This window comes from Streptomyces sp. NPDC093795 (assembly GCF_044764665.1).
Classification (GTDB): Bacteria; Actinomycetota; Actinomycetes; order Streptomycetales; family Streptomycetaceae; genus Streptomyces.
The window spans coordinates 17,791-36,796 of record NZ_JBIWIO010000007.1; the positions used below are offsets into that span (position 1 = coordinate 17,791).

The window sequence follows — 19,006 nt, forward strand, 5'->3', positions numbered from 1 at the left end:
GGACACCTGATGACTCGCCATTTCCCCGGCCTGCGGAGATGGCTGGAACTGTTCGTTCCGGGCCTGCCTGTGTCAGGTTCACCCGGGGGCGGGCGAAACCTTTTCCCTCTCGCGTGCGTCAATAGGTACGGGGAGGGTTCTGTCCGTGTAAAGGCGCTCAAGCCGGGCAGCCGACCCTGAAGTCGTTCAGTGGTGGGGAGTGACAGGACAATGGAACACGAGGCGCGGTCGGCGCGGCAGTTGTGGGTGGACGAGGAGCATGGCCGACAACGGATGCCCGATCCGGTGCGTACCGCCGCCGTGCGGGCCGTGATGATCACCTCCGTGACGATCATCCAGGCGGTAGTGGCCTTCTTCTGCTCCGTGGCGGGCTCCTGGCTGGCGTTCCCCGTGACCGTCAGCGCCGTGGTCTTCACCGTCGTGGCCACCTGGAGTGTCCTCGACGTCTGGATCACCCGTCAGGTGTGGCGCCAGCGCAACGGCGTGGTGTCGGAGCCGAGCAGCACGGCACGCCCGCCGCTCCGTGAGAAGCACGGAGGGAGCCGGGCGGAGACGGCGTCGCCGCTGTCCGAGGCGGCCTGAGCCGCGGACGGTACGGAGACGTCGACCGTACGGGGAAGACGGTAGCGAGCAGGTGAGCGGCCCGGCCCCCTCGACAGGGGGTCGGGCCTCTCTCCGTCCCGCTACGGCGCCGGCAGCGGAGCCGGGTCGTCGGTCGCGTGGCGGCGGAACATCCGGGTCGCCGTGATCTCGCCGTGGATCGTCTCGCCCTCCGCGGCGGTCTGCGGCAACCCCGGACGCAGGTGCTCCTCCACGCTGATGTACTTGAGCCCGGCCCGCAGATCGGCGTCGTTGCGCAGCCGGATCACCAGCGGGAACTCGGCGAGGGCGGTCGTGTCGAAGAGACCCGTCGTGTACAGCAGCTGGACGCCGAGCGCGTCCGAAACGGCCCGCTGGAGCTCCAGGAGGTACGTGGCGTTGGCGCGGCCGATCGGGTTGTCCAGGAACAACGTGCCCGCGTGGCGGTGCTTGTCGCGGCCCCGGTCGTTGGAGCGGAGCGCCGCCATCGTGCAGTACAGGGCGATGGCGGCGGTGAGCAGCTGCCCGCCGGAGAACACGTCGCCCATCTGTCCGACGGGCACCCGCTCGGCGCGGAGCACCGCGTCCGGCTTGAGGATCTCGACGGAGACGCCCTTGGGTTCGAGGGCCGCCTGCACGCCCCGCAGCAGCAGGGACATGCCGTCGCGGCGCAGGTCGGAGTTCTTCTTGACGGCGGCGCGGGTGGCCTCGTCGACGACCTCGCCGAGCCGCTCCGCGAGGGTGGCCTGGTCGGGCTCCTCGAAGCGGATCCGCAGGAACTCCTGGCCCGACCACTCGCCGAGCCCCTCGGGGAGCCGGGAGAGCCGCTGCGCCGAACGGAGCGTCGCGAGCGAGGACTCCACGAGGCCACGCAGCCGGTCGACGATCGAGTCGCGGTTGCGCTCCAGCTGCTCCAGCTCGTCGGTGAGGACCCGCAGCCGGGGCGCGAAGGCCTCGGACCACTTGGCCGCGTGCTCGGGCAGCGCGGACGCCGGCAGTTCGCGGATCTGCTGGCGGGCCGGGGTGCGGACCTGCTCGTAGCGGGTGGAGTTGGCGTGCCGTACGAGGATGTCGCTGGCCTCGCGGACGGCCGCGTCGGCCGCGGACAGCTCGGCGGTGCAGCCGCGCAGCGAGCGGCGCGCCTCGGCGGCCGTCGTACGGGCCTCCTCCAGGCTGCCGGGGTACGCCTCGGCCTCGTCCCGCTCCTCGTCCGTGTGGTCGCGCAGCAGGTCCCGCAGCAGGGCGGCGGTCTCCTCGAAGCCGCCCGCCGCGTCCTCGGCGGCCCGGTGGTCGCGGAGCAGGCCGGTGTGGGCGGCGCGCGCCGCCTCCAGGGCGTCGGTACGTGAGGCGAGTTCGGTGGTGGCGGTACGGAGCAGGGTCTGGGCCCGCTCCGCGTCGGCGGGCACCAGCTCCTCGGGCAGCTCGGTGTGCGCCTCGCCGTCCTCGGGGGCGAGCCGCTCGGCCTCGCCGCGCAGACGGCCGAGCTTCTCGCTCGCCTCCGACGCGCGGGTCTCCAGCATCTGCACGAGGGCTTCCGCGCGAGCCGCCGCGGCCTGCCGGGACGGGCCGTCGGCGCCGTCGGTGGACTCGAGGAGCTGCTCGGCGCGGCTTCTGACCTTGTTGGTGAGGCGGTCGAGTTCGGCGACGGCGGCGGACTCGTCGCTCTCGGCGCGGGCCTGCTCGGCGCGCAGGTCGGCGCCGACGCCGACCTTCTCGTACAGCTGGGACGCGGCCCGGTAGGCCTCGCGCAGGGTGGGGAGGGCGGCCCGGGACGTGGGCGCGTCGCCCTCGGGGAGGGTGTCGGGGGCGCCGGCGATCTCGGCGCGCTCGGCGCGCAGGGCACGGGCGGTGCGGTGGGCGTCGTCGGCGGAGCGCTGGGTCGCGCGGCGGTCCTCGTCGGCGGCACGGGCGCGTTCCAGACAGGTCTGGGCGCGGGCCTCGGCCTCGGCGGCGTCGTCGGCGAGTTCCCGGAGCTTGGCCTGCCAGGCGGAGCGCTCGCGCAGCCGGAACGCCAGGCCCGCGAGGGCGTCGGCGACGCGGCGGGCGCGCTGGGCGGCCTCCTGGCGCTCGTCCCTGGCCTGGGCCGCGTCGGCGGCCGTTTCCTCGGCCTCCGCGCGCGCGGTCCGGGCCTCGTCGAGGGTCGCGGCGGCGGCCTCGGCGGTCTCACGGGCGGTCGTGGCGACGGCCGCGAGTTCGGCGAGCATCCCGGGCGGGCAGTCGGCGCGCCAGGACCCGATCCGGGCCGCGAGGGAGCGGTCACCCGCGAGGCGGGCGGCGAGGGTACGGATCTCCTCGTCGCGGGCGGCCGCGCGGGCGCGCAGGGCGTGGCGCTCCTCGTCGGCCGCGTGCTCGTCGTGCATGGCCGGGTTCGGCGGTACGAGGAAGACCCCCGTGTCGTCCGTCGGGTCCTGCCCGGGCACGGGGGCGAGCAGGGCGGCGGCGGTGCCGACGGCCACGGCGGAGCGGGGCAGCAGGGCGGCCGAGCCGAGGACCTCGCGGGCGCGTCCGTACGAGACGGGGTCGGTGATCACGACACCGTCCACGAGCTCGGGGCGGGCGGCGAGGACGCGCGCGTGGTCGGCGGGGTCCACGGACTGGGCGAGGTAGCGCCAGCCGGGGAGGGCGGGGATGCCGTGTTCGCCGAGGTACTCGACGGTGGCGAGGACGTCGGGTCCCGGCGGCAGCAGGCCGCCGTCGCCGAGGGCGCCGAGGATGCGGGAGTCGTCGGCGGCGGCGGTGCGCAGATCGAAGAGCTGGCGCTCGGCGGAGGTGACGGCCTGGTCGAGCATGCCGCGCAGGTCGTCGGCGTACCGGTCGAACTCGGTGACGGTGAGCGGCCCTTGGTGCGCGGACTCCCCCGAGGTGACAGCGCCGTCGGCGGGGTCCCGGTCCTCGCCTTCACCGGTGGGTGCGGTGACCGCGGTGGCCGCGCGCTGGCCCGGGAGCGGGGAGCCGGCGGCCGGGTGGGGGGCGCCGGTGGCGGGGAGGCTCAGGAGTTCGGCGAGGCGCTCCTCGGCGGCGAGGAGCTCGGCGGCACGGCGCTCCGCGTCGTAGGCGTTCCCGGCGGCCTCGGCCGCGTCGGCGGCGCGGGCGGCGGCGAGTTCGGCGCGGGACTCGGCGCCCGCCGCCTCACGCGCGCGGTCCGCCGCGGTGCGCGCGGCCTCGCGGGCCGTGTCCCAGGCGGCGACCGTCGTCTTCTCGGCATCGCTCGCGGCGAGGGCCGCGCGCGCGGGGTCGGCGTCGGGCGCGGAGTCGTCGAGCCAGCCGGCCCGTACCGCCTCCGCGGTCTCCTGCTCGACCTCGGCGAGCCGCTGACGGAGGTGGCCCGCCTCGCTGCGGGCGCGCTGGGCCTCGGTGGCGGCGGCCGTGGCGTCGCGGTGGGCGGTCTCGCCCTCCTCCTGGAGGGCGGTGGAGCGTTCCTCCTCCTCCGCCGCGTGGCGCTCGCCCTCCTCGGCGGCGGCGGCGAGCGCCCGTACGAGGTCGCCGGCCGCTTCGGCGCGGGCCGCGAGGGCCGGGGCGGCGTCCCGCTCGGCCTCCCGGATGGCGGCGGCCACGCGCGCGGAGCGGTCGCTCGCGGCGCGGTGGCGGAGGACGACCTCGGCCGCCTGCCAGGCGGAGTGCATGGTGCGGGCGTCGGTGAGTTCGCGTCGCTGGGAGGCGGCGCCCTTCTCGGCGGCGGTCAGGGCCAGGGAGGCGTGCCGGTAGGCGAGTTCGGCGGCGATGAGGGAGCTGCGGCCCCGGCCGGACTCGGCCTCGGCGACGGCGTGGGCCGCGGAGGTGACCTGCTGGGCGAGTTCGGCGCCCCTGCCGCGTTCCTCGGCGGCGCGGGCGGAGAGCCGCCGGGCCAGGGTGCGGGTGCGGCGCTCGGCGGCCGTGTGGACCTCGCGCGCGTGGGACCGGGTTTCGGCGGCCTCGACGATCCGGCCGAGGAGGTCCACCGAGCCGGCTGTGAACTCGCGCTCGGCGGTCAGTTCGGCGCGGCGGCCGAGCTTGTTGCCGAAGCCGCCGACGAGGTCCGCGAGTCCGTCGGTGTCCCGGGTGTCGGTGACGGCGCGCAGCAGCAGGTCGGTGAAGTCGGAGTCCTTCTTGACCGCGAAGAGACCGGCAGCCTCGCCCTCGTCGGCGTTCATCTCGCGCTGGTAGCGGAAGAGTTCCGGGTCGAGGCCGAGTTCGCCGAGGTGCTCGTTCCAGCGGTCGTGGATCTCCTCCCAGTAGACCTCCAGATGCGGGTAGGCCTTGCCGGCCTCCGTGATCGCGTCGCGGAAGCCCTTCATGGTGCGGCGCCGGCCGGTCGCGCCCGAGGCGCCGTCGACGGGCGGGCGGACGGAGGTCGCCTCGGCGACGGGGAGGTTGTCCAGGCTGAGTCCGGGGCCGGGACGGAAGGAGTACCAGGCCTCCGCGAACTTCCGCGGGTCGGAGGAGACCTGACGGCCCCGCCACTCGCTCGCCTTGCCCACGACGACCAGTTCGCCGGTGAGGGTGTGCTGCCACTCCAGTGCGACGTGTCCGCAGTCGTCGGCGAGGAGGAACTTGCGCAGGACGCCGGAGCTGGCGCCGCCCAGGGTGTTGCGGTGGCCGGGGAGCATGACCGAGAAGATCAGCTTGAGGAGGACGGACTTGCCGCCGCCGTTCTCCAGGAAGAGCACGCCCGCGGGGGCGGGGCGGCGCGGCGGACCGACCGGTTCCTCCGCGAAGAACTCCGCCTGTGTGGGGGCGGGGTGGGGCACGGGCGCGCCGACCCCCCGCAGGTCCAGGACGGTGTCGGCGTAGCGCGCACCGGCGGGACCGATGGAGTACAGGCGGACCCGGGACAGCTCGTACATGGCGAGGAACTCTCGTGCTCTCGTGCTCTGGCAGGTCGGTGGTGCGGGGTCTTACGCGTGGAAGGGCAGGCCCGCGTCGGCCGCGAGCTCCAGGTCGTCGCCCTCGGGCGGGGGAAGCAGGGTCGCGGAGCCGTCGCTGACGGGTACGACACCCAGTTCGAGGAGCTCGGCCATGGCTGCGGAACCGGCCATGTCGCGGACCTGGAGCTGGTAGCGGGCGGTGGTGCGGTAGGAGCCGCCGCCCTCGTCACCGGTGCGCTGGAGGAAGCCGGAGTCGGTGAGGAAGGCGGCCGCCTTGCCGACGATGCCGGTGGTGGACCCGGCGAGGCGGCGGGCGTCCTTGGTGGCGCCGGTGGCGCTGCGACGGGCGTAGATCCGCCAGGCCGCCTCGAGGCCGGGGGCGTCCGAGGCCGGGTCGGTGTTCTCGCCCTGCTCCTCCGCCCGCTGTTCGAGACGCAGGCACGCCTGGCGTACGAACGCGTCCACGCCGTTGACCGTGAGGCGTCCGATGTACGCGTCGTCCGCGAGGTCCTCAGGGCGGGGGAAGGCCATCGCGGCGACGGCGAGATGGGCCAGACCGTGCAGGAACCGGTCGGCGGCGTCCGTGGAGGCGCGGCGTGCGTAGTCGCCCATGCGGACGGCGAAGACGGAGTCCTCGCCCGCGGTGACGGCCATGCCCGCGCGTGGGGAGACCTCGAGGACGACGAGACCCAGGCCGGTGGCGACGGCGTCGGCGAGGCGCGCGAAGGCGGGGTTCTCGCGGTAGCGCCGGAGGAGCTCCCCGTACTCGGCGTCGCGGGCCGGGAGCAGCTTGGGCTGGAGCCCGAAGGAGACCAGGCGGGCGGCGTCGGCCGCGTCGGCGGGGGTGACGGGCGACGCGGCGGCTGCGACGACGGTCGTGGCGGCGGCCGGGGGCTGCGGGGGCTCCTGCTCGCCCCACGCGTCGGCGTACTCGGCGTGGGTTTCGCTCACGGCTGGGGCTCCTCGGTCGGGCTCTCGGTCGGGGTGGGGGGCGGGGGCGAGACTGGGGTGGGGGTCGGGATTGGGGTCGGGGCCGGGGCCGGAGTCGGGGCCGGTGCCGGGGTCGGGATTGGGGCCGGGGTAGGGGTCGGGATTGGGGCCGGGGTCGGGCTTGGGGTCGGTGCCGGAGCCGGGGCCGGGGTCGGAGTCGGGGCCGGGCTGGGTGCCGGTGCCGGGGTCGGGCTTGGTCCCGGTCCCGGTCCCGGTGCCGGGGTCGGGGTCGGGCTTGGTGCCGGTACGGCGGGAGTGGCGGGGCGAGGTACCGGCAGCGGGACGGGGGTGACGGACGCCGGGGTGGTGGTGGCGGGGCGGTCGGCGGGGGTGGGCGGTTCGTCCGTGAGGCGCACGGCGCGCACGGATGGGACGCCCCGGCCCCGGGCGGAGGCCGTCCGGGTCGGCTCGGGCACCGCGACGACCCCGAACCGGGGCCGGGTGCCGGGCGTCGGCGAGGGGCGGTCCTCGGCGTCGGCGCGTACGCCGGCGGGCGGGTCGACGTGGACGGGCAGCACGCGAGGGCCGGGGGTGAGGCCGGTGGGTTCGGCGCGCTCCGGCTCTGCGGGAACCGGCTCCTCACGCGGTGGCTCTACGGGAACCGGGTCCGCGTGCGCCGGCTCGGCCTGCTCCGGGGCCGCGTGCTGCGGCTTCGCCGCCGGGGTGGGCGTGCTGTCGTCGCGTACGCCCGTGTCCGCCGGGTCCTGACGGGCGGCGGGGTCCGGCGTGAGCGCGTCCGGCCGGGTCGACGGTACGACGACGGCGGTGGCGGGCGGGACGAGGGTCACGTGGCCTCCGTGCGGCCGGCGGCCATGCCCGCCGCGTCGAGCAGGGCCGTACCGACGATGAGGTCGGCGCCCCCGAACTCGGGGTCGTCGAGCGGGGTGCCGTCGTCGACGGCGAAGAGGAGTCGCTCCTCCCCCTGCCGGTAGGCCGTGCCCACCGGCGGGCTCGCCGCGTGGACGGCGAGGAGGGCGACGAGGTACGGCAGGTCCGCGTCGAGTTCGCGGGCCTCGGCGAGCAGCCCGGAGAGGCGGCGCGGCGCGTCGTGCTCCAGGTCGAGCAGGCGCAGGGCGCTCGCGAGCTGTTCCTCGCTGAAGCGGGAGTCGTCGGGGGTGGCGATGAGGTCGGGCTCGGGCATCTCCGCGCCGAGGTGCTCGCGCTCGACGGGCGGGGTCAGCAGCAGGTCGACGAGATCACCGAGACGTACGGAGGCGGGGGTGCGCAGTCCGGTGCCACGGGCGAAGAAGGCGTCGGTGACCCTGGCGGCCTGTTCGACGGGGAGCGGCAGCGTCGGGGCGACGAGCTGCCCGTACAGGTCGAGCCCGGTGTACGTGGTGGGGGCGGCGAAGGCCTGCCGGTCCTGCTCGGCGCGGAAGAGGGGCCCGGCGTCCAGGAGGCGCGACTGGAGCTGGGTGTGGCGCCGGATGCAGTCCTTCACTATGTCGACGAGCTCGGCGGCGCGCCGCTTGTGCTCGGCGGTCTTGGCGTCGGAGGCGGCCTCGGCCTCGTCGCGGGCCTTGCGGATGTTGGTGAGGATCGCGTTCTCGTGGCGGTAGCGGTCGGCGACGTGGTCGAGCGCCTCGGCGATCATGTCCGGCACGGCGTTGAGCCAGTCCACCGCGCGCACGTTGCGCCGGGTCGCCTCCAGGGTCCTGCGGAGGCTCTCGGCGTACTGCACGGTCCGGTAGCGGGCCTGCTCGGCGGCGAGCTGGGCGTCGGCGAGGCGGCCCCGGTTGATGAGGACCTCCAGCTTCACCTCGGCGGCGATCTGGGCGCTGGTGACGTCGGTGTCGAGGGCTCCGACGAGGACGTTGACCGCTTCGTCGGTGGTCCGGAGGTAGACGCCGCCGCCGAAGCCCGGGACCTCCTCGATGAGTTTGAAGTCGTAGTCCCTGCGGACGTAGACGCCGTCGGCCCCGAAGGTGCCGTAGACGGCGCGGAAGCCGCGGTCGACGCTGCCGACGTTGATCAGGTTCTCCAGGACCCAGCGGGCCACGCGCTCGTGTTCGGCGGCGGGGCGGTGGGGTGCCTGGGCGGCGACGCGGGGCAGCAGGCGGGCGACGATCTGCTCGTGGTCGGCGCCGGTGTCGAAGTCCATGTTCAGCGTGATGAGGTCGATCGCGGACAGGGCCACCTCGGCCATCGCGTAGACCGTGTACTCGCCGGCCAGGTTCGCCTTGCGCGCGTCGAGGTCGTGCAGCGGGGCGGTGCACGCGAGCGCGCGGAGGCGCCGCGCGAGCCCTTCGTCGGCGGCCGGACCCTGTGCGGGCCGCGGCCCCGCGCTGAGCTGGGGCGGAGCGAGGTCCGTCGAGGCAGGCGAAGTCACGGTGGACAGATTAGGTCCTCGAACTGACAACGGTCGAAACGGCGCAGATGCGACCGGGCCCCGGGGGCGTCCACGGGCCTCGTCGCGGTCAGCCCACCGGCCCCGCCGGGGGTCGGCCCGCCGGGGTGTCCACGGCCTGCGCGTACGCGGCCGCGACCCGGGTGCGGGAGTCGTCGAGGTAGCGGGCGAGGAGACCTTCGGCCGTGGTCCGCTCACCGGCCCGCAGGGCGTCCAGGATCTCCCGGTTCCGGGCGAGGTACGGCTCGTGCAGGGCGCGCGGGTCGTCGACGACGTGGAACGCGAGGCGGAGTTCGGCGAGGACGCCGCGCATCAGCTCGTCGGTGCGTGCGCTGCCCGCGAGGGCGACGAGCTCACGGTGGAAGTGGATGTTGGCCGTCGAGACACCCTGCCAGTCGCCCGCGCGGCTGGCGGTCTCGCCCTCCAGGACGGCGGCGGCGAGAGCGTCCAGGGCGTACGGCGGCTGCCCCAGGCCCCGTACGACGGCGCACTCGACGAGCCGCCGGGTGCGGTAGATGTCGTCCACGTCGTCGACGGCCAGCACACGGACGAAGACCCCCCGGTTCAGCTCGTGGACGAGCAGCCGCTCGCGGGTGAGGAGCCGGAAGGCCTCGCGCAGGGTGTTCCGGGAGACGCCCAGCGCGCCGCCGATGCCGTCCTCGGAGAGCCGGGTGCCGGGCGGGAAGTAGCCCTCCGCGACGCGGGTGCGCAGGATGTCCGCGACCCGCTCCGCCGTGCTGGTGCGCCCGAGCAGGGCCCGGTCGTCGGCCAGGTCCCCGGAGCCACTCGCTGCCACGCCGCTCCTTCTCGTACGTCCTACGCGGCCGTCGCGCCCGGCGGTCGTGCCCGGCCGTCGCGCGCGGACGAGTCAACCGTACGGCCACGGTCGCGACCACCGTCATCTTGTCGGATCGTTCAACAATCCTCTACCTTGACGGCACCGTACGGTCCCCCCTCCTGCGAGGTACAGATGCGCACGCCCCCCGCCCCGGTCGATCTCAACGCCGATCTCGGCGAGGGCTTCGGCCGCTGGACGCTCACCGACGACGAGCAGCTGCTGTCCGTCGTGACCAGCGCCAACGTGGCCTGCGGCTTCCATGCCGGGGACGCGGCCACCATGCGGCGGGTGTGCGAGCTCGCGGCCGCACGCGGAGTCCGGATCGGCGCCCAGGTCTCGTACCGCGACCTCGCCGGATTCGGACGGCGTTCGATGGACGTCCCCGCGCCGGAGCTGGCCGCCGAGGTGGCGTACCAGATCGGCGCCCTCGAGGTCTTCGCGCGGGCGGCAGGCGCGCGCGTGGCGTACGTGAAGCCGCACGGGGCGCTCTACAACCGGGTGGTCCGGGACGAGGAGCAGGCCGCGGCGGTCGTCGAGGGCGTCCTGCTCGCGGACCGCACGCTGCCGGTCCTCGGCCTGCCCGGGTCGCGGCTCCACGAGGCGGCCACGAAGGCGGGGTTGCCGGTCGTCCCCGAGGCCTTCGGTGACCGGGCCTACCTCGCGGACGGTTCCCTCGTGCCGCGCGGGCAGGCGGGGGCGGTCGTCAGCGACCCGGCCGCGGTGGTGGAGCGGTCGGTGGCCATGGCCCGGTTCGGGGTGGTCACCGCGCACTGCGGGAGTTCCGTCGCGGTACGGCCCCGGTCGCTGTGCCTGCACGGCGACACCCCGGGTGCGGTGGATCTCGCCCGGCGGGTCCGGGAGCGGCTCGAAGCGTCAGGGGTGCGGGTGGAGGCCTTCGCGTGACCGCCTTCGGCACGCGCGCGTTGCGCGTGGGTGAGCGGGCGCTCCTGGTCGAGCTGGCCGGGGGCGCGGAGGTGGAGGCGTTCCACGCGGAGCTGCTGCGGCGGCGGGCGGCCGGCACCCTGCCCGCCGTACGGGAGATCGTGCCGGCGGCCCGGACCGTCCTGCTGGACGGGGTGGCCGACCCGGACCGGCTGGCGGCCGAGCTGACCGGCTGGGAGGTGGGGCCGTCCCCCGCGCGCGTGGGCGCGGCGATCGAGATACCCGTCCGCTACGACGGGCCCGATCTCGCGGAGGTCGCCGCGCTGTGGGGGGTGTCCGTCGAGGCTGCCGTACGGATCCACACGGCGGCCGAGTTCCGGGTGGCGTTCTGCGGCTTCGCGCCGGGCTTCGGCTATCTGACGGGGCTCGACGAGCGGTACGGGGTGCCGCGGCGGGCCACTCCGCGCACCGCCGTCCCGGCCGGTTCGGTCGCCCTCGCGGGGCCGTACACGGGTGTGTACCCGCGGTCCTCCCCCGGCGGCTGGCAGTTGATCGGCACGACGGACGCGGTGCTCTGGGACACCGGCCGTGAACCGGCCGCGCTGCTCGCCCCCGGCGCCCGCGTCCGGTTCACCGCGGAGGGCGGGCGATGACCGACCGGGCCTTCGCCGTCGTCAGGGCCGGGGCGCTGACCACCGTGCAGGACCTGGGCCGTACCGGCTACGCCCATCTCGGTGTGCCCCGCTCGGGCGCCCTCGACCCGGCGGCCGTGGGGCTCGTGAACCGGCTCGTCGGCAATCCGGAGACGGCCGCCGTCCTGGAGACCACCGTCAACGGCTGCGCCCTGCGGCCCCGCTGCGCGGTGACCGTCGCGGTGGGCGGCGCGCCCTGCCCGGTCCGGGTGGACGGACGTCCGGCCGCCTGGGGAACCGCGGTCCGGGTGGCGGCCGGGTCCGTCCTCGACATCGGCGCGGCCGTACGCGGGGTACGCGCGTACGTGGCGTTCGGCGGTGGGATCGGTGTCGAACCGGTGCTCGGCAGTCGCTCCACCGACCTGCTGTCCGGTCTCGGTCCGGCACCGCTGGTGGAGGAGGCGGTCCTGCCTCTGGGCCCGGAGACGGGCGTACGGGGGGCGGTCGACGCTCCCCCGTGGCCCGGCCCGCCGGACGAACTCGTGCTCCGGGTCCGGCTCGGCCCGCGCGACGACTGGTTCACCGCCGCCGCGCTCCGCACCCTCGCCACGCGCGCGTACCGGGTGTCACCGGCGAGCAACCGCATCGGACTACGACTCGAAGGCCCGGCACTGGAGCGGGCGCTGCCGGGAGAGCTGGCGAGCGAGGGCATGGTCCTGGGCGCGGTCCAGGTGCCGCCGGACGGGCGGCCCGTGGTGTTCCTCGCGGACCATCCGACGACGGGGGGCTACCCGGTGGTCGGGGTGGTCCGTGAGGCCGACCTGGGCGCGGCGGCGCAGGCGGTACCGGGGACGCCGGTGCGGTTCACGCCGACGCGCTGAGGGCTTCGGGGGGCTCGTCGGGCTGTGGGCCGTCGGGCGGTGTGCCGTAGCCTCCACCACCCGGGGTGCGCAGGATCAGGACGTCACCGGGGCCGACCTCCGTGGTGGCGGCGCCGCCGAGGCGCTCGACGGTGCCGTCGGCGCGTTCCACGAGGTTCTCGCCGAGGGCTCCCGGCTCGCCGCCGGCCATGCCGTACGGGGGGACTCTGCGGTGTCCGGTGAGGAGGGCCACCGTCATGGGTTCGAGGAATCGGATGCGGCGCTCCACCCCGCGTCCGCCGTGCCACCGGCCACGCCCGCCGCCGTCCTCCCGTACCGCGAAGGCGTCGACCCTGACCGGGTGGCGCCACTCCAGGATCTCGGGGTCGGTGAGCCGGGAGTTGGTCATGTGGGTCTGGACGGCGTCGGCGCCGTCGAAGCCGTCGCCCGCGCCCGAGCCGCTGGCGACGGTCTCGTAGTACTGCACGCGCGCGTTGCCGAAGGTGACGTTGTTCATGGTGCCGGAGCCCTCCGCCTGGACCCCGAGGGCCGCGTAGAGCGCGCCGGTGACGGCCTGGGAGGTCTCGACGTTCCCGGCGACCGTGGCGGCCGGGTGGGCGGGCGCGAGCATGGAGCCGGGCGGGACGCGGATCTCCAGGGGTTCCAGGCAGCCGCTGTTGAGCGGGATGTCCTCGTCGACGAGGGTGCGGAAGACGTACAGGACGGCGGCCATGACGACAGCCGTGGGCGCGTTGGCGTTCCCCGGGAGCTGTGGGGAGGTCCCGGCGAAGTCGAGGACGGCGGACCGCCGTTCACGGTCGACGCGGACCGCGACCTGGATGACCGCGCCGCCGTCGGTCTCGTAGCGGTACGCGCCGTCGTCCAGGCGCGCGACGATGCGGCGCACGGACTCCTCGGCGTTGGCGCGGACGTGCCGCATGTAGGCCTGGACGACGTCGAGCCCGAACGCGTCGACGGCCCGACGCAGTTCCTCGATGCCCTTCTCGTTGGCCGCGATCTGGGCGCGCAGGTCCGCGAGGTTGGTGTCCGGGTCGCGGGAGGGGTGGCGGGCGCCGGTGAGCAGGGCCCGTGTCTCGGCCTCGCGCAGCCGCCCGTCCCGTACGAGAAGCCAGTTGTCGAAGAGGACGCCCTCCTCGTCGACGGTCCGGCTGAAGGCGGGCATGGAGCCGGGGGTGATCCCGCCGATCTCGGCGTGGTGGCCGCGCGAGGCGACGAGGAAGCGGAGTTCGTGTCCCTCGTCGCCGAACACCGGGGTCACGACGGTGACATCGGGGAGATGGGTGCCGCCGTGGTACGGGTCGTTGATCGCGTACACATCGCCGGGGCGCAGGTCGTCCTCGCGGCGCCGCAGGACCTCCTTGATGGATTCGCCCATGGAGCCGAGGTGGACGGGGATGTGGGGCGCGTTGGCGATGAGGTTGCCCTCGGCGTCGAAGAGCGCGCAGGAGAAGTCGAGGCGTTCCTTGATGTTGACGGACTGGGCGGTGTTCTCCAGGCGGACGCCCATCTGCTCGGCGATGGCCATGAAGAGGTTGTTGAAGACCTCCAGGAGGACGGGGTCGACGTCCGTGCCGGCTGCCACGCGCGCGGGGCGAGGGGTGACGCGGCGCAGGACGAGGTGTCCGCTGTCGGTCGCGGTGGCCTGCCAGCCGCTGTCGACGACGGTGGTGGCGTCGGCCTCGGCGAGGAGCGCGGGCCCGTCCACGCTGTCGCCGGGCCGCAGGTCCTCCCGGCGGTGGAGGGGCGTGTCGTGCGCAGTGCCGGCGCTGTGCATCCGGACGGTGGCGTGGGGCGCGAGGGGGCCGGGCCGTCCGTCCGGCGCCACCGAGTCCACCGGATCCACCGGAGCCGCCGGGTCGGCCTGGACGGGGCCGTGCGGCCCGGCGCGGCCGACGGCCTCCACGGAGACGGCCTCGACGACGAGGGGCCGTTCGAGGACGAAGGCGTACCGCGCGCGGTGGACAGCCGTGAACGCCGCTTTCAGCTCCTCGGGGGACGCGAGGTCGACCTGGAGGCTCGCGTCCGTGCCCGCGTACCGCAGGAGTACGCGCGCGTACGTCGTGATCGCCGCGTCCGGCAGACCGTCGGCGCGCAGCTCCGCGCGGGTCCGATCGGCGAGTTCGGCGCAGAGGGACGTCACGCGCGCGGGGGTGCCGGGCGCGTCGAGTTCGGCCTCGACGGACCGCTCGCGCATGGCGGTGGCGTCGGCGAGGCCGATGCCGTACGCGGAGAGCACTCCGGCCAGCGGCGGTACGAGCACGGTGTCGACGCCCAGGGCGTCGGCGACGGCGCAGGCGTGCTGGCCGCCGGCGCCGCCGAAGCTGGTGAGGGCGTACCGGGTGACGTCGTGGCCGCGTTGCACGGAGATCTTCTTGACGGCGTTGGCCATGTTGAGGACGGCGATCTCCAGGAAGCCCGCGGCGACCTCCTCGGGGGTGCGGCCGCCGCCGACCTCCTCGGCGAGGGCCGTGAACCGTTCCCGTACGACGTCGGCGTCCAGGGGCCGGTCGCCGGACTCGCCGAAGACGGCGGGGAAATGGGCGGGCTGGACGCGGCCCAGCATGACGTTGGCGTCGGTGACGGTGAGGGGGCCGCCGCGGCGGTAGCAGGCGGGGCCGGGGACGGCGCCCGCCGAGTCCGGGCCCACGCGGTAGCGGCGTCCGTCGTAGTGGAGGACGGACCCGCCGCCCGCCGCGACGGTGTGGATGCTCATCATCGGTGCCCGCATCCGTACCCCGGCGACCTGTGTACCGAGTTCACGCTCGAAGGCTCCGGCGTAGTGCGACACATCGGTGGAGGTGCCGCCCATGTCGAAGCCGATGACCCGGTGGTGTCCCGCCTGCGCCGAGGTGCGCGCCATGCCGACGACGCCGCCGGCCGGTCCTGACAGGACGGCGTCCTTGCCCCGGAAGTGGGCCGCCTCGCGCAGTCCGCCGTTGGACTGCATGAACATGAGGCGGATGCCGGCGAGTTCACGGGCGACCTCGTCGACGTACCGGCGCAGGATCGGCGAGAGGTAGGCGTCGACGACGGTGGTGTCGCCGCGGGGGATCAGTTTGATCAGCGGGCTGACCTCGTGCGAGCAGCTGATCTGGGTGAAGCCGGCGGCGGAGGCGATCGTCGCGATCCGGGCCTCGTGGGCCGGGTGGCGGTAGCCGTGCAGGAGGACGACGGCGGCGGAGCGGAACCCGTCGCGGTGGGCGGCGGCGAGCGCGTCGGCGACGGCGGGCTCGTCCAGAGGCCGGACGAGATGGCCGTGGGCGTCGACCCGCTCCGGAACCTCGATCACGCGCGCGTAGACCGCTTCGGGGAGCACGATGTGGCGGTCGAAGAGCCGGGGCCGGTTCTGGTAGGCGATGCGGAGCGCGTCGCGGAAGCCCTCCGTGACGAGGAGGACCGTCGGTTCGCCACGCCGCTCCAGGAGGGCGTTGGTGGCGACGGTCGTGCCCATCTTGACGACGGCGATCCGGTCGGCGGGGACGGGCTCGTCGGGCCGGAGGCCGAGCAGGAGGCGGATTCCGGCGACGGCGGCGTCCTGCTGCCGGGCGGGGTCGTGGGAGAGCAGCTTGCGCGTGACGAGCCTGCCGTCGGGGCGTCTGCCCACGACGTCGGTGAAGGTGCCGCCCCGGTCGATCCAGAACTCCCAGCGCCCGTTCATCTCCCCATTGTCGCCGCGAGCGCGACGGCGAGGGCGGCGTCCGCGCGCGCGTCGAGGGGGGCGGGGCCGGTGCCGTCGGCCCAGTGGCGCAGCTCGGCACCGGCGAGGAGCAGGAGCTGCGGGAGCAGGTCGTGGCTGCGGCGGAGGAGCCAGCCGGTGCCGGCGGTGGCGAGCCAGAGCGCGGCCTCGGCGCGGGTCGGAGGCGGCTGGGCGGGCTCCCGCGCGGGCGGCGCGCCGTGGGCGAGTCCCCGGGCGGCGAGCAGCCGGTGGAAGCCCTCGGCGACGGCCCGGTGGCCGCGCTCGCCGGGGTGCAGGCGGTCCGCGCTCCACAGGGTGCGGTCCTCGGTCCAGGTGTCGTCGGCGAGGTGCAGATGGACGGCCCCGTACCGGGTGGAGAGGGCGTGCACGACGGCGTTGACGGACCGCTGGCGGCGGCCGAGCGGGCGTGCCAGTGGGGGTGGAAGGCCGAGCACGCGGCCGGGGTCGGGCAGACAGGCGGTCAGGAGTACGGCTCCGGCGGCGTCGAGGTCGGCGCAGACGCGGTCCAGGTGGCGGGCGAGGAGCCCGATGTCGAAGGTGCGGCGCAGGGTGTCGTTGACCCCGACGACGACGGAGGCGAGGTGCGGTCGGAAGGCGAGGGCGCGGGGAGCCTGCCGGGCGGCGACGTCCCCGCTGAGGGCCCCGCTGACGGCGAGGTTCAGGAACGCGGTGTCCTGCCCGTCGGCCGGAAGTCCGTCGGCGAGCAGCGACGCCCAGCCCCGCCAGGCCCCGCCGACCCGGTCCCCGACGCCCTCACTGAGCGAGTCCCCGAGCACGACGAACCGGACGGGGACGGCGGCGTCGGGAGCGGGGCGGGGCGGATGGACGCGGGCGAGGGCGGGGGCCGGGGCGGGGACGACCGTGGCGGGGACTGCGACGGCGACCGTGGCGGCCCCCGCGACAGGGCCAGGGGCCGGGGCAGGGGCGGTCGCCTGGTCCTGTGTCACCGGCGGACCTCCTCGGGGAGGCTCGGCTCCGGTGCCAGGAGGGCGTCGTGGGCCCGGAGGAAGGCCGTGACGGACCGGTCCCAGGTGAAACCCTCCGCACGCGCGCGTGCGGCGCCGCGGCGGGCGGTCTCCGGTTCGGCGAGGATGCCCCGGACGGCGGAGGCGAAGGCTCCCGGCGTGTCCACGGCGGCGGCCCCCGCGGTGCCGACGACCTCGGGCAGGGCGGAGGAGGCGCTGACGACGACCGGGGTCCCGCAGGCCAGGGCTTCGAGGGCGGAGAGACCGAACGTCTCCGCGGGCCCCGGCGCGAGGCACACGTCGGCCGCCGCCTGGAGGTCCGCCAGGGCCTCCCGGTCGGCGACGTGCCCGACGAACCGCACCGGAAGCCGCCGCTCCCGCGCCCGCCGCTCCAGGGCGCCCCGCAGCGGCCCGTCACCGGCGACCACCAGGGCGGCGTCGATGCCCGCCTCCCGCAGCTCGACGAGGGCGTCCAGGGCCGTGCCGGGCCGCTTCTCGACGGAGAGGCGCGAGCAGAGCAGGAGCAGCACCCGCTCCCGCTCGGCGTACCTGTCCCGCAGCACGGTGCTCCGGCGGTCGGGCCGGCAGCGGTCGAGGTCCACGCCGAGCGGTGCCCGTACGACGTTGCGGGCCCCGATCCGCAGGAACTCCCGCTCCGCACACTCCGTGGTGCAGACGATCCGCGCGAACGCCCAGGCGGTGCGGCGGTTGAGCCGGTCCGCAGCACGGGCCGCGAGGGCGGGCGGCATGCCCCAGGTGCGCAGCACCCCGTCCGCGGTCTCGTGGGAGACCATCACCGAGGGCACGCGGGCGCGCCGCGCCCACTCCCCCGTCCACCGGAGGGTCGTACGGTCCGACACCTCGATCCGGTCGGGGGCGAGTGCGTCGAGGAGACCGCTCACCCGGCGCCGGTCGGCGAGGACCCGGTAGCCGCCGGTGCCGGGCAGCTCGGGGCCGGGGAGGGTGATGACCCGGCCCTGTGGGGTGTCGTGGTCGCTCTCGACGTCACCGGGGACAACGAGGACCGGTGCGTGCCCGGCGGCGAGGTAGCCGCGGCCGAGCTGGTCGAGGGCGGTGCGGAGGCCGCCCGATGTGGGGGTCACGAAGTTGGCGAGCCGCACGATCCGGAGCCCGCGGCTGCCGCCTCCGGTCACGCCGTCGCCGCTCACGCCGCCACCGCCGTCCGCTCGCGCAGGACCTCCAGGTAGTGGCCGATGAGCTCGTCCCCGAGGGCCTCCCAGGTACGGCCCTCGACCGCGGCCCGCCCCGCCCGGCCGTACGCGGCGCGCAGCTCCGGTGCGGCGGCGAGCGTGGCGACGGCGTCGCGCAGCGCGTCCGGGTCCCCCGGTGGTACGAGGAGCCCGTCGCGCCCGTGGCCGACCAGGTCCAGGGGCCCGCCGGCGGCCGGGGCGATCACCGGGACGCCGCTCGCCATGGCCTCCTGGACGGTCTGGCAGAAGGTCTCGAACGGGCCGGTGTGGGCGAACACGTCGAGCGAGGCGAAGATCCGGGCGAGGTCGGCGCCGGTGCGGCGGCCCAGGAACCAGGCGCCCGGCAGCGTGGTGCGCAGCGCGGGCCCGCTCGGTCCGTCCCCGACGACCACCACCCGTACGCCGGGGAGTTCTCCCACCGCGGAGAGGAGATCCACGCGCTTCTCGGGGGCGAGGCGGCCGACGTAACCGACGAGGAGTTCTCCGTCGGGTGCGAGTTCCCTGCGCAGGGCGTCGTCCCGCAGCGCGGGGCGGAAGCGGACGGTGTCCACGCCGCGCCCCCAGAGCCGGATGCGGCCTATGCCGTGGGCCTCCAGGTCGCGGACGGCCGCGGTCGAGGGGGCGAGGGTGCGGTCCGCCGCTCCGTGGACGGCACGGAGGCGGCGCCAGGCGGCGCCCTCGCCGGTCCCCACGTAGGTACGGGCGTAGCCGGCGAGGTCGGTCTGGTAGACGGCGACGGCGGGGATGCCGAGCCGGGCGGCCGCCGTCATTCCCCGGACCCCGAGGACGAACGGGCCGGCGAGGTGGACGAGGTCGGCGCGGTGGGCGGCGATGGCCGCGGCGACGCGGCGGCTCGGCAGGGCGACCCGTACCTGCGGATAGCCGGGGAGGGGGAGGGAAGGCACCCGGACGACGGCACAGGGCGCGTCGGCGTCCGCGGCCGGGTCGGCGACGGCGGGGGCGATGACGAGCGGGGTGTGACCCCGCCGGACGAGATGGCGCGCGGTCTGCAGGGCGCAGTGCGCCACTCCGTTGACGTCGGGAGGGAAGGATTCGGTGACGATGACGACACGCATACGGGTGTTGTCGTCGCGCCCGGCGTGTGGCCGCCAACTTCGATCTGGACGGGGAGGGAACGTC

General features: G+C 75.6%; 12 protein-coding genes. 4 read left to right on the forward strand and 8 right to left on the reverse strand.

Going from position 1 to position 19,006, the window contains the following annotated elements:
* Positions 1 to 285: 285 nt before the first annotated feature.
* Positions 286 to 582 carry a hypothetical protein gene (locus ACIRB7_RS19715; protein WP_403600039.1) on the forward strand — a complete coding sequence of 99 codons (297 nt, stop codon included), beginning with the start codon at positions 286 to 288 and terminating at the stop codon, positions 580 to 582.
* Between the two features lie 101 nt (positions 583 to 683).
* Here ACIRB7_RS19715 and ACIRB7_RS19720 read toward each other — a convergent pair whose 3' ends face one another.
* From ACIRB7_RS19720 to ACIRB7_RS19735, 4 genes are all read right to left on the reverse strand, one after another.
* A complete protein-coding gene (locus tag ACIRB7_RS19720; RefSeq protein WP_403600042.1) occupies positions 684 to 5,402 on the reverse strand; it encodes a hypothetical protein in 4,719 nt (1,572 codons plus the stop codon).
* 51 nt (positions 5,403 to 5,453) lie between these two features.
* Positions 5,454 to 6,374 (reverse strand): hypothetical protein, encoded by a 921-nt coding sequence (locus tag ACIRB7_RS19725; RefSeq protein WP_403600045.1) that lies wholly within the window; start codon positions 6,372 to 6,374, stop codon positions 5,454 to 5,456.
* A gap of 823 nt (positions 6,375 to 7,197) precedes the next feature.
* A complete protein-coding gene (locus ACIRB7_RS19730; protein ID WP_403600048.1) occupies positions 7,198 to 8,742 on the reverse strand; it encodes a hypothetical protein in 1,545 nt (514 codons plus the stop codon).
* Between the two features lie 88 nt (positions 8,743 to 8,830).
* Positions 8,831 to 9,556: a GntR family transcriptional regulator gene (locus tag ACIRB7_RS19735; RefSeq protein ID WP_403600051.1), complete on the reverse strand. Its 726-nt coding sequence runs from the start codon at positions 9,554 to 9,556 to the stop codon at positions 8,831 to 8,833.
* A gap of 174 nt (positions 9,557 to 9,730) precedes the next feature.
* On the opposite strand from ACIRB7_RS19735, the gene ACIRB7_RS19740 reads away from it, so the two are divergent.
* The 3 genes from ACIRB7_RS19740 to ACIRB7_RS19750 are packed head-to-tail and all read left to right on the forward strand — an operon-like array spanning position 9,731 to position 11,993.
* Complete coding sequence (locus ACIRB7_RS19740; RefSeq protein WP_403600054.1) at positions 9,731 to 10,501, forward strand: LamB/YcsF family protein; 771 nt, start codon at positions 9,731 to 9,733, stop codon at positions 10,499 to 10,501.
* Positions 10,498 to 11,133: an allophanate hydrolase subunit 1 gene (locus tag ACIRB7_RS19745; protein WP_403600057.1), complete on the forward strand. Its 636-nt coding sequence runs from the start codon at positions 10,498 to 10,500 to the stop codon at positions 11,131 to 11,133. Before ACIRB7_RS19740 ends, ACIRB7_RS19745 begins: the two co-directional genes overlap by 4 nt.
* Positions 11,130 to 11,993, forward strand: coding sequence for a biotin-dependent carboxyltransferase family protein (locus ACIRB7_RS19750; RefSeq protein WP_403600060.1), 864 nt, complete (start codon positions 11,130 to 11,132; stop codon positions 11,991 to 11,993). The genes ACIRB7_RS19745 and ACIRB7_RS19750 overlap by 4 nt, the downstream gene beginning before the upstream one ends.
* Here the strand turns inward: ACIRB7_RS19750 and ACIRB7_RS19755 are convergent.
* The 4 genes from ACIRB7_RS19755 to ACIRB7_RS19770 form a co-directional block, all read right to left on the reverse strand.
* Positions 11,977 to 15,651 carry a hydantoinase B/oxoprolinase family protein gene (locus ACIRB7_RS19755; RefSeq protein WP_403600063.1) on the reverse strand — a complete coding sequence of 1,225 codons (3,675 nt, stop codon included), beginning with the start codon at positions 15,649 to 15,651 and terminating at the stop codon, positions 11,977 to 11,979. The genes ACIRB7_RS19750 and ACIRB7_RS19755 overlap by 17 nt on opposite strands.
* A complete protein-coding gene (locus ACIRB7_RS19760; protein WP_403601019.1) occupies positions 15,648 to 16,466 on the reverse strand; it encodes an SGNH/GDSL hydrolase family protein in 819 nt (272 codons plus the stop codon). Before ACIRB7_RS19760 ends, ACIRB7_RS19755 begins: the two co-directional genes overlap by 4 nt.
* A gap of 167 nt (positions 16,467 to 16,633) precedes the next feature.
* The gene (locus ACIRB7_RS19765) at positions 16,634 to 17,824 is read right to left on the reverse strand and encodes a glycosyltransferase (protein ID WP_403600066.1); all 1,191 of its coding nucleotides are present in this window, start codon (positions 17,822 to 17,824) and stop codon (positions 16,634 to 16,636) included.
* Positions 17,821 to 18,942 (reverse strand): glycosyltransferase family 4 protein, encoded by a 1,122-nt coding sequence (locus ACIRB7_RS19770; RefSeq protein ID WP_403600069.1) that lies wholly within the window; start codon positions 18,940 to 18,942, stop codon positions 17,821 to 17,823. Before ACIRB7_RS19770 ends, ACIRB7_RS19765 begins: the two co-directional genes overlap by 4 nt.
* Between the last annotated feature and the right edge of the window lie 64 nt (positions 18,943 to 19,006).

Coding starts and splice junctions, on each gene's coding strand:
- ACIRB7_RS19770 (WP_403600069.1), bottom strand. CDS start 18,942: ATGCGTGTCGTCATCGTCACCGAATCCTTCCCTCCCGACGTCAACGGA.
- ACIRB7_RS19755 (WP_403600063.1), bottom strand. CDS start 15,651: ATGAACGGGCGCTGGGAGTTCTGGATCGACCGGGGCGGCACCTTCACC.
- ACIRB7_RS19750 (WP_403600060.1), top strand. CDS start 11,130: ATGACCGACCGGGCCTTCGCCGTCGTCAGGGCCGGGGCGCTGACCACC.
- ACIRB7_RS19720 (WP_403600042.1), bottom strand. CDS start 5,402: ATGTACGAGCTGTCCCGGGTCCGCCTGTACTCCATCGGTCCCGCCGGT.
- ACIRB7_RS19740 (WP_403600054.1), top strand. CDS start 9,731: ATGCGCACGCCCCCCGCCCCGGTCGATCTCAACGCCGATCTCGGCGAG.